Source organism: Sunxiuqinia dokdonensis (assembly GCF_001270965.1).
GTDB lineage: Bacteria > Bacteroidota > Bacteroidia > Bacteroidales > Prolixibacteraceae > Sunxiuqinia > Sunxiuqinia dokdonensis.
Window position 1 is genome coordinate 25253 of record NZ_LGIA01000060.1, and the last position, 11301, is coordinate 36553.

Genomic DNA, 11301 nt, shown 5'->3' on the forward strand with positions numbered 1-11301 from the left:
GTTTTTTTGGATTTTGGAATTTGAAATTTAGGTTTTAGAACCCCCGCTCCCCCACAATGGTTTGTTGTTGTACCCCCCGGGAACAGTTACGGCTGGATTAAAAGCCTAAGAGAACAACTCGCTGATATCGTCTTTATTCAACTTTTTCAGAATGCTTTCGTCGGTTTGGATGATGTCGCCGGCTATTTTCTTCTTTTTGTTTTGAAGGGTCAATATTTTTTCTTCCACGGTATTGGTACAAATCATCCGGTAGGCAAATACTTTTTTGTCCTGCCCAATCCGGTGACAGCGGTCAATGGCCTGGTTTTCAACCGCGGGATTCCACCACGGATCGACCAAATACACATAGTCGGCAGCCGTTAAATTGAGCCCCGTTCCTCCGGCCTTCAAACTGATTAGGAACACGCGCAGGTTTTCATTTTCCTGGAAATTATTGACCGACTGCTCGCGTTGTTTGCTGCTGCTTTGTCCGTCCAGGTATTCGTGTTCGATGTTCAGCTTGGCCAGTTCATCCTGAATCAAGCCCAGCATTTTTACAAACTGCGAAAAGACCAGAATTTTATGCTTGCCCGTTTTGTCGGTAATGTGCCGCACGAGTTCCTTTATTTTCACCGATTGGGTTTCCGTGACGTCATCCGAATTTAAAAGCACCGGCGAATCGCAAATCTGCCGCAAACGGGTTAAGGCTTCCAACACCATCATTTTCGATTTTCCAATGCCTTCGTCTTCTATTTTACTGAGCAAGCGGTTTCGGAATTCGTTGCGGTAGGCATCATACACGCGACGCTGTTCACTCTCCATTTCGCAGTACAAAATATTCTCGGTTCGATCGGGTAGTTCCGAGGCCACATTTTCTTTGGTGCGGCGCAACACAAAGGGATTGATGATTTTATTCAGCTCGCCGGCCATCTGTTCATCGCCATCTTTATCAATGGGCGTTGAGTAGTTCTCTTTAAATTTTTGAACCCCACCAAAAAAGCCATGATTGACAAAACTCATCTGCGCAAACAAATCGAAGGTGCTGTTTTCGATGGGTGTTCCGGTCAGCGCTATTTTATTGCGGGCGTTGATCAGGCAAGCCGCTTTGTAACGGTGCGACGCCGGATTTTTAATGGCCTGCGATTCGTCGAGCACGGCGTAGTTAAACCGGAAATGCCTCAGAATTTGAATGTCGCGCACCAAAATTCCGTAGGTGGTAAACACCAGGTGATAGTTTTTAAAATCGTCGGTATTTTTTGCACGGTCGGTGCCATAATAGTAAAGCGCTTTCAGCTTTGGAGCAAATTTCCGCAATTCGTTCTCCCAGTTAAACAGCAAGGTTGTGGGGACAACCACCAGGTTTACGCCATTGCTTTTGTTGGCCTGTTGCTGCAAAAATGCCAGCATCTGCAAGGTTTTTCCCAGTCCCATGTCGTCGGCCAAAATGCCGCCCCACTGCATGTCGTCCAGGAAATTCAGCCAGTTTAGTCCTTCCTTTTGGTAGTGCCGCAAGCTGGCTTTAATCTGTTTCGGAACTTCCGTTTCGTTGATGTTGGTGAAGTTTTTCAGGCGCTGTCGTTTTTCTGCAATTTCCTGCAAAACGCTGGCATCATCCAGCTTGTCAAACAGTTCGTCGACCACCGAAAAACGGAGCTTCGATATTTCCAGCTTGTCTTTTTTAATTTCGCCATGCCTGAAATATTTTTCAAGTTTATGAAGCCATTCCGAGGGTAACACGCCCACCGAGCCATCTTTTAACTGGATATAGCGTTGCTTATTGAGCACCGCTTTTCTAATATCATTCAGGGTCACGCGGTTATCGCCAAAGCTGACGGCCAGATCCACTTCAAACCAATCTTGCCCCGATGAAAGCGAAGTGCTGATCTTCCCTTTGTAGGGCGAATACCGGAAGTTTTTCAAATCCTTCAAGCCAAACACCTCAACATTGAGGGTTTGCAGCTGATCGAAAAAGCGATAAAACCACAGATCTTTCGTGAACTCGCTGTAATGCAGGTAAAACAGCTTCCTGCTCTTTTGGCTTTCAAAATCGGGGTGCAACTCAGCCAGCGAATCCAGAAAATCATTCTCAAGTTCGAAATTTCGACGGTATTCGGTAATGACATCGCCGTTTTTCACCAGCCTGTTTCCGGTGGTATGCAGTGCCGCCGAAACATCGTTGTCGTATTCAACCCGGGGTGTAAAAACCACATGCTCATTTTGTTCCGAAAGAAACAGCTGCTTTTTATTGAAATCTAACTCGACGATTTCATTAATGAATGTCCCGGGCAAGTACCGCACTTCAAAATTTTCGGAAATGGGCTCCACCACGTTTTTAAAAAATTCATCCTTGTGTGTGGCCACCATTTTTACTTTTTCAGGAAAGCCAGCTATGATTTCCGCTGCCTTTTCACTTTTCACAAAATGGTAGGTGTTTCCAATGAGATAAAAAAAATGGTCAGTCGGATCCGACTTCTCCGTTGTTCGTTCCCGTAAGTCGGCACCGATTTTTATTTTCAGGTCGAGGTATAAAAACTCCTGGTCTTTCGAGACTTCAAACACCGCATCGGCTGGCTCGGACGACAAATGAATGGCCAGCAAATCCTTTTTTCTGATATGATGGGTGTAATCTGCTATCCCATACACAAACTTTTCTTTTTGCAAGCAATCGAAAGCTCTCTTCATCCGGTTAAAATCATCACCTTCATCATTGTCCAGTTCATCAATCAACCGCAAAAGCTTCTTGGCATTTTCGCTTTTATCGATGATAAATTCGGCTTCCATTTCTTCGGCGTAGGGTTTAATGTGCGTGGCAAGCTCCAGGGGGTTGTTCTTGCGGGTTTTGCCTACAATGGGAACAATCTGATACCGCTCATTTTTCTCATCGTAAGCATCTTCGTAAAAATTCCGGTAGGCCACACTGAATGAAATTCCTTTCTTCAACACAAAGCCCAGTTCGCGCTGTTCCCTTTTTTTCGAAAGCTCACCGATGAATGATTCTTCATTGTTTAGCATTTTCAGCAAGCTGGAAATATAGGTATTGGTGGTAGCGGCTACCGGAACCAAGCCCTCTCCCTTCATTGACGGATAGCACATCAAGCCTTGTTTTTCGGAAAAGGAATACGAGAAGTATTCGTTAAAATCGGCACTTTCAGGCAGACCATAAGTTTTCATCCAGTCGCTTTGACTGGCCAGGATCCTGCCGCTAAAAACCTCGGCCAATAAATTTGGCATGGGCGAATTGGCGATCATGCTCAGGCACTGCGCTTCAGACGTCGACAATTTGAATGACTTTGGTGCCTGGGGCGATGTCACATACACTTTCCCATCTTCCATAAAGAACCGGACGTTGGCATCGGCATTTCCGGTCAAAAAAGTGATGGCTTCATTCGAAATCTTAACCGTATTGTAAAACACGTAATTGACCAGATACTCAAGCTGCGACAAAACACCGGGCGTTGTATTTCTCCTAATAAAATCGAAATCAATGTTCTGATAATCCGGAATTTCATATCCCAAATGCTTTGCATTTCTACCACTTAACGGTTTTTCCTTCAGGGTGGACATCAGCTGTTTTTGGTATTGCAATGCATGCTGCTCACCCAGATTATCTGACACAAAAAGCAAAGCCGCCACGGCGTGTTTGCACAAGCTTCCCCATTCGAAAAGGCAGGTGCAACCGGTTTGTATATTCTGATGGTCCACCCCTTTTACCTGAACCTGGTAATTCTGGGAGCCGTGAACAGTGAACTTCCAGCTATCGGTTTTCTCAGAATAGTCATCAAAAAACACCTTGTCGCTTTTGTACAACTCTTGCCCCCGGCCTTGCACTGCCGCTGAAGCGTAAAAGTTAATGTGTCTTTTGATGTGCTCTTTTAAGTAGTAATGATCGGCTCCCATATTGTTGATGGTTGAAAATGAAAAATGCAGCTTCAATATTACGGTTTTCACGCAACCATTCAAAGCTAACAAATGGGGTTTTATCAGTCAATTGTTAACCAATTTAAATCTACTTTGACCACTGGCGACTGCTTTTTTAAGAAAAAAGGGGATATAGACAATGGGCAACAGTAGGAAATAAAGGCACTGCTGCGCTTCTAATTCGATTTAAACCGACAACAGACTCCAGCGCAAAAAAAAACTTACCATTACAAATTTAGCTTTGTAATGGTAAGTCAATGATTGAGCGTCCAATCCCGTCACACGGAAAATCGGACTTTGCATTTCTAAAAACTAGTTAGACCAACCGCGGTACAAACCTTCGCCCGACTGACTGTATCCGGCATTTTGCTCCAGCAGTCCTTCTGACAAGTCGATTTGACTTTGTGGTATGGGGAAAAATCCCATGGTCGCGTCGTAACGTGCGCTGTATCCGTCCGGGTGCAGTGCGTCGTGGACATCTTCGACTCCAAAGTTATAAACAGCAACACCGACCTGTGATTCGAGCGCTTGTTTTGCAAAAGCAGCTCCCCAACGTCGCATGTCGTTCCATCTCAGTCCTTCGAAAGCCAGCTCATAACGTCGTTCTTTCTGAATGTTTTCGAGCGAATAGCTGACAGGATCCAGTTCGGCACGTGCCCGAACTTCATTCATATAGCTGGCATCTTCTTTCAGTTCAGACAACATCAACAGTACGTCGGCAAAACGGATAAAGACTAAATCATCGGTATGACTCAGCTGGTTGTTGTCGCTGGTTCCATGCATGAGCACGCCGTAGTCGTTCTTTAGGCTCCCATCGGTGTCTCTGGCCGTAACGCCATTGTATTTTTTACCCCAATAGTTACTTTCAAGAACAAAGTCCCAGGCACCTCTTTGGTAACCGAGCGGAATGACTTCTTCTTCAATATCCATCACCGAAGCCCAAAGGCGAACGTCGTTCGGCTCATCTTCCTGCCATTGTTCCACCAACGAGGTTGGAATCGAATTTCCTTGTCCCCAACCACCCGCAAAGGGGTAGGTGTTTTCCAGATTCTGAAGCCCACGCAAAGCATAGAACAACTGGTAGGTGTTTGAATAACCCCGTCGGATATCCCAATTGGCAAAATTGGAAAACTGAAGAACGAATACCGATTCGGGATTTCTGGCGCCATCGTCGCTGGCAAACTTCAGTGTCTTGCCCGTTTCGGTCATATAATCCTGGATATATTGGTAATCTCCGATAGTTAATCGGTTGGTATAAGGCCACAGTTCGTGAAAATCGTCAACCAACTCATGACCGCTGTTTGCATAACAATCTTCCAGCCAGGTAATCACATCCTGTTTTGAAACAGAACCACCGTCAGGTAATGCAATGGCACTTTGCTGATAGAAGCCGGTGTAATAAAGGAATATTCTTGCCATTAAGGCTTGTGCAGCCCATTTGGTAATTCGTCCTTGTTGTGTTTCGGTGTAAGGCACGTCGGGCAATAAGCCGATGGCATTTTTCAGGTCTAATGCGATTTGTCCATAAATCTCATCGGCTGTTGCAGCCGGCAAATTCACATTCTCAGTCGTAATTTTCAACGGAACTTCATTGAAAACGGTATTGAGCTGGTAATAATACCAGGCCCTCAAAAACATGGCTTCTCCGGTAAATTGATCCTTCTTTTCAGGACTAACCACCTCATCTGCAAGCAAGGGCATATTTTCGATGGCAAAGTTGGCCCGGTGTACGCCTTGGTATAACACGCTCCAGGAATGCAGCAGCATTTCATTGTCCGAAAACTGAAAAGTTTCGTAGGACTGCGCCTGAATGTCGTTCATTCCGCCGCCGCCAAGCTTATCGTCGCTGGCCACTTCCCAAATGAAAAACGGGCTTCGGTCAACTTGGTGCTGGAGGTTATTCATGATCGTGTAGATTCCAGCCATCATCTGTTCAGCATCCGCTGCTGTTTGTGGAAAGTTGGATGAGGTTTTATCGGTCAGCGGTTGGGTTTCAAGGAAGTCTTCGCATCCCCAAAGCAACAAACCGGCAAATAAATAATATATCAATTTCTTCATAATAATTCAGATTAATGGTTTTAAAATTTCAGGTTAACACCGATCAGGTAAGTCCGTGGCGAAGGATAAAATCCTAAATCAATGCCTGAGACAAATGGCTGTTCATCGCCGTATCCCACTTCAGGATCCATTCCCGAATAGTCTGTGAAAGTAAGCAAATTACGACCAGTCAGATACAACCGGGCCTCCCCAAAAGGCAATCTTGGCATCAAGTTTTTAAAATCATAACCTACCGTGAGATTCTGAATCTTGACAAAATCACCATCTTCGATATAAATCTGTGAAATGTTAATTCTATTCGTCGTATTACCAGCCGACATACGCGGTAACTTATTCGAAGTTCCTTCGCCATGCCAGCGATTTAAAATATGATCGGTATAGTTTTGGAATTCGTTGTCGGCAAATGAACGGTACGACTTTAAGATTTGATGGCCAAATGCGCCTTTGCCGGTCACTGCAAAACTGAAGCCTTTATACTCAAAATTGAGGCCAAAGCCAATTCTAAAATCAGGGTGTGGATTACCCATCATGGTTTTATCATCTGGCGTTACCGCTCCATCGCGATTCGTATCAACAAAGATCACATCACCCGGCTCCGGATCTGCTTGCAAGAAACCTTCTGTCCAGTTGTCAATTTGCTGTTGGTTCTGGAATACTCCGGCTGTTTCGTAGCCATAGAAATATCCGATCGGGAATCCGGTTTCTACGCGCCATACTGGATCGGTTCCTTGAGAAATGATACTTCCATTACTTTGAATAAAACCGGCAGCATTACCCAAGCGGGTCACTTCATTGTCATTTTTGGAGATGTTAAAGTGTGCGCCGTAATTGAAGTCTCTGATACGATCGTTCCACCGAAGTGCCAGTTCAACACCTTTGTTTTCAACATCACCTCCATTATAGAAAGGAGCTTGCGCACCGAAAATCGCGGGCAAAGGCTGACGAACCAACCAATCTTTGGTTGTTTTCTTATAATAGTCCAAAATAACCTGGAACCGGGAGTCCAGGAAATAGGCATCCACCCCGATATTCAATTGTTCTGACGTTTCCCATGCCACATCAGGATTTGGCAAAATGGAAGGGAAACCACCAAGTTGCATTTCGCTTCTGTTATCTCCAAAACGGTAATTGTTTTCAACATTAAACCCAACAAGGGCTAAGTATTGGAATGGTGCAATGGTTGAATTTCCATTTTGTCCCCAGCTCATGCGTAGCTTCAGAAAATCAATCACGTCGCTACCCATCAGAAAATCTTCTTCGCTCATCAACCAACCAGCGGCAACGGATGGAAAATATCCCCAGCGGTTGCCTTTGGCGAAATTGGAAGAACCATCTGCCCTCATCACTAAGGTCAACAAATACTTTTCTTTGTAGTCATAGTTCACCCTACCGAAGAAAGAGGCAAGCTGTCCCCAGTCAAGTGGGCCTCCCGAAATATTGGTCACACCGGTTGTCAGGCCATCGGTATTGTCAAGGTAAGCATGTTCGAAACCGATAAATGTCGGATAGGCATTGGTCACATCCATATTCGTTCCCAAACCCCATTTTTCAATCGACTGACCCACAAGCATATCCAAGCCATGATCGCCGGTATTAAACTTGTAGTTCAGGGTATTCTCAAATGTCCAGCTGTGGCCGGTACCCCCTGATTGCTGAATACGCCCGGGGCTCAGGGAAACATCACCCGCAAGTTCATAGGCTGGCTGGTATTGACGATAGCTGTTTCCATTAAACCGGTATCCATAATTACTTCTGAAAAACAAGCCTTTAATGGGTTGAACCTGGAGATAAGCACTACTGTTGATATTGTAGTTTCTACCGTCATTCATCCCCCGGTTTAGGTGCATTTGCGCCAAAGGGTTGTAAATCCGTGAAGATAGGTCTGCCAATCCTGAATCATCCAAATCATCATAAGCATAGTATTCTCCTGCATCGTTGTATACAGGCACCAGTGGGTTTCCTCCCAACATGTTGCGTACATCATTGTAGTACATTCCTCCAATAGCAATTCCGCCTTTTTTACTGTAGCTGTAGTTGAAGGTTTGTCCAACTTTTATGACTTCCATGCCATTTTTCTCATAGAGTACGTGGTCGCTATTCAACCTGAGGGTGTAGCGTTCATACTTGGGTTCCACAGGTTTACCAAAAACGCCTTCTTGTGATGAATAGGAAAAGCCCATGGAGAAAACAGACTGGTTTGAACCACCACTGATATTGATGGCGTGATTCTGAATGGGCGCATTTTCATTGTATGCTTCTTCCATCCAGTTGGTTCCATTCCATTCGCCACTTTGAATTTTCTGGTATAAAGCAGGAATAGCGCTGGCAAAGTCAACGGCGCTTCTTCCGGAAACAACCCGCTCTTCATTGTACATGTCCATAAATTGCTGGGCATTGAGCGGTTTTGCTAAGTTCTCAATCTGCTGAACACCATAGTATCCGTCATAGGTCACCTGCAGTTGCCCAACATGTCCTTGCTTGGTGGTCACCAAAACAACGCCGTTGGCCGCCCGCGATCCATAGATTGCAGCCGAAGCAGCATCTTTCAGAATGTCGATTGACTCAATATCCGCCGGGCTAATGTTGTTGATATCGCCTCCGGCAACACCGTCAATCACATACAGCGGCTGCGAGTTGCCAATTGTTCCAAGTCCGCGAATATTCACCTTGAATCCTTCGCCGGGCATACCTGAGTTCTGAATGATATTCACACCCGGAGACTGACTCTGGATGGCTTCGAGCGCCTCACTGGTACTTTGCTGAACCAAATCTTCCGAACCCACATTGATGTTGGCTCCTGTGGTCAACTTCTTTTTCTGCGTACCGTAACCAATGGCCACGACTTCCTCAATACCAATGGCATCTTCCAGCATCACGACATTGATTGTCGATTGATTTCCAACGCCAATCTCCTGGCTGCGCATGCCCACAAACGAAAACACCAAGGTGCCGTCGGCAGGAACATTTTCGATGGTGTAACTCCCATCAAGGCTGGTGATGGCACCTTGTACGGTCCCTTTAATTAAAACGGTTACACCTGGAAGCGGCTCCCCGGTAGAGTCGGTGACCTTACCTGAAACTGCCCTGCTCTGATTCGTTTGTTCGCTGAACCTGGAATCCTGGCGTTGGTGAATGATGATCAGCTTATTATTCACCGTGTAGGTTAATCCCGATTCATCCATCAGGAAAGCCAACACCTGATCAATCGTCTGGTTTTTCATGTCCAAACTAACTGATTTGCTTAAGTCAACTTCCTGATTGTTGTAAAAGAAGGAGAATTCGGATTGATCTTCAATCTGGCCTAAAACCTGCTCTATTGTTAGGTTTTGACCTGATACACTGAGCTTTGTTTTTTGTGCGTTGCTCGCTGCCGAAACGTGCAGCAAAGCCGCCATCATAAACAGACAGACTAGTTTCATAATTCGAAAAATTTTTGGAACGTCAACCCAAGGGGCATGACTTCCATTGATTCGTTTTTTTTTCATAAATTTGAAATGTTTAGACAATTAATAATTTGATTGTTTTACCAAGGCGGGCTGTTGTGGCGACATCCCGTCTTTTTGTTTTATTACATAGGCTGATAAATTAATTCGAACTCCCTGAAATTTGTTTTCTTATAACCAATCGGGCTGGTCAGTTTCAGGGCATCCAGCACCTGCCAGATGGTCTCCTGGTTTTTAAATTTTCCGGAATAGGTGATGGCTTCCAGTTCTTTCGACTGGTAAATTAGTTTCACATCGTACCAACGCTCCAAACGCTTCACCAAGTCGGGAAACGGAATATCCTTAAAAATAAATTCCCCATTCACCCAGGCCAGGTCCGAATTTACATCGGTTTTCGTCAGCTTGGCTTGCATGGTCTGCTGGTCGAAACTCACTTTTTCGCCCGGATTTAACTCAACCACCTGCTTTTTAATCGTGGTCAGTTTTATTTTTCCTTCGGAAAGGGTGGTACTTATTCGTTGATCTTCGGCATAGCTGCTGACATTGAATTTGGTTCCGGTTACCAGTACATCAAACTTGTCGGTTTGAACCGTGAAAGGATGACTGGCATCCGACTGCACCTCAAAATAGCCTTCGCCGGCCAGGGTAACCACCCGATTTTTGGCTGAAAAATCAGCACTGATTTCCAAGCGGCTGTCTGCATTTAGCTTCACCTTGGTACCATCGGCCAATACCAATTCCGATTTGGACCCCTGGGGCACATAATAGGATTCGACCTGTGCTTGTGAATTGCCCAGCTCAGGTTGCAAAAGGCTTCCCAGTAAAAACCCAATAAAAAGTACCGCAGCCGCAGCCGCGCCCGGCAACCAGGTCGGCCAGGTCCGGCTTCGTTTTTGCACGGCCTGCCGTTGATAAAATTTCAGAAGCTGTTCGGTGTCGCGATGCGAAGTTTGCCAACTGGCATCCCAGACATCTTTTATATGGAGAAAACGCTTTTCATTCTCCGCCTTTGCTTTCACCCAGCGGAAAAGCAATTCTTCGTCTTCCATCGAACAATCGCCATTTAAATATCGGGCAATTAACTGTTCGGGTATGTTTGTGTCGTTCATCATCAACCTATTTAGGCTATTTATAAAGAACACAACCACAATTCGAAAATTACGTCATTCGAAACAAAAAAAATCAATTATTTTTTCAACTGACAGATATGAAGCAAGATATGAAGCAGTTTTTCAGAAAGTTCTTCTTTCAGCGAAGTCAGGGCCCGAAACAATCGTGTTTCGACCGTGCGAACAGGAATATTGAGCCGCTCGGCAATTTCTTTGTTTTTGAGTCCTTCAAAACGGCTCAACTCAATCACCTCACGATGAATCGCTGACAAGGAATGAATGGCCTGGTGAATTTTTGCCAGGCTTTCCTTCTCAATCAGGGATTTTTCACCACTCTCAAAATGCCGGATTTCCATATTAACAAGAGAAGTCAATTGCTTATGCTTTTGTATCACTTTCTGATGCTTTAGGTAATTGAGACAGGCATTACGGGTTGAACGAAATAAATAGGCTTTGAGATGCTCTTCATCCAAACCGAGTTTCTGCTTTTCCCAAATCAAGGCAAAAACATCCTGCACCAAATCCAAAGACACATCTTCGTTGGCAACAAACTTATAGGCATACAAAACCAGTGGCTGGTGATACCTTCTGAAAATCGTATTGAAATCGGACATCATCGTGTTTTTACTGGCAGCAAATTAGCGAATTTAAGTCAATATCAAAATGATTTTATCGACAAGTATGCCATATTCCCATGGTTCAGGTCACGAAAGTATTGTACTTTTGTAGCAAATTTGAGGGCAAGTCATTTGACTGACTTCGAGAAGATCACCATAGAAATGAAAACAGCATCA

Annotated in this window: 5 protein-coding genes; all 5 read right to left on the reverse strand. The window is 44.9% G+C overall.

Annotation, left to right across the window (positions count from 1 at the left end; all coding sequences use genetic code 11):
- Positions 1-105: 105 nt before the first annotated feature.
- The gene (locus NC99_RS05700; RefSeq protein WP_053180757.1) at positions 106-3912 is read right to left on the reverse strand and encodes a DEAD/DEAH box helicase; all 3807 of its coding nucleotides are present in this window, start codon (positions 3910-3912) and stop codon (positions 106-108) included.
- A gap of 297 nt (positions 3913-4209) precedes the next feature.
- Positions 4210-5955 carry a RagB/SusD family nutrient uptake outer membrane protein gene (locus tag NC99_RS05705; protein ID WP_053180759.1) on the reverse strand — a complete coding sequence of 582 codons (1746 nt, stop codon included), beginning with the start codon at positions 5953-5955 and terminating at the stop codon, positions 4210-4212.
- Positions 5956-5975: 20 nt separating this feature from the next.
- Positions 5976-9374, reverse strand: coding sequence for a TonB-dependent receptor (locus NC99_RS05710; protein WP_239684417.1), 3399 nt, complete (start codon positions 9372-9374; stop codon positions 5976-5978).
- Between the two features lie 149 nt (positions 9375-9523).
- Positions 9524-10510 carry a FecR family protein gene (locus NC99_RS05715; RefSeq protein ID WP_053180761.1) on the reverse strand — a complete coding sequence of 329 codons (987 nt, stop codon included), beginning with the start codon at positions 10508-10510 and terminating at the stop codon, positions 9524-9526.
- 74 nt (positions 10511-10584) lie between these two features.
- The gene (locus NC99_RS05720; RefSeq protein ID WP_082326328.1) at positions 10585-11124 is read right to left on the reverse strand and encodes an RNA polymerase sigma-70 factor; all 540 of its coding nucleotides are present in this window, start codon (positions 11122-11124) and stop codon (positions 10585-10587) included.
- Positions 11125-11301 lie beyond the last annotated feature (177 nt).

Excerpts from the sequence above, each read along its gene's own strand:
- NC99_RS05715 (WP_053180761.1), bottom strand. The coding sequence starts at position 10,510 with ATGATGAACGACACAAACATACCCGAACAGTTAATTGCCCGATATTTA.
- NC99_RS05710 (WP_239684417.1), bottom strand. The coding sequence starts at position 9,374 with ATGAAACTAGTCTGTCTGTTTATGATGGCGGCTTTGCTGCACGTTTCG.
- NC99_RS05720 (WP_082326328.1), bottom strand. The coding sequence starts at position 11,124 with ATGATGTCCGATTTCAATACGATTTTCAGAAGGTATCACCAGCCACTG.
- NC99_RS05705 (WP_053180759.1), bottom strand. The coding sequence starts at position 5,955 with ATGAAGAAATTGATATATTATTTATTTGCCGGTTTGTTGCTTTGGGGA.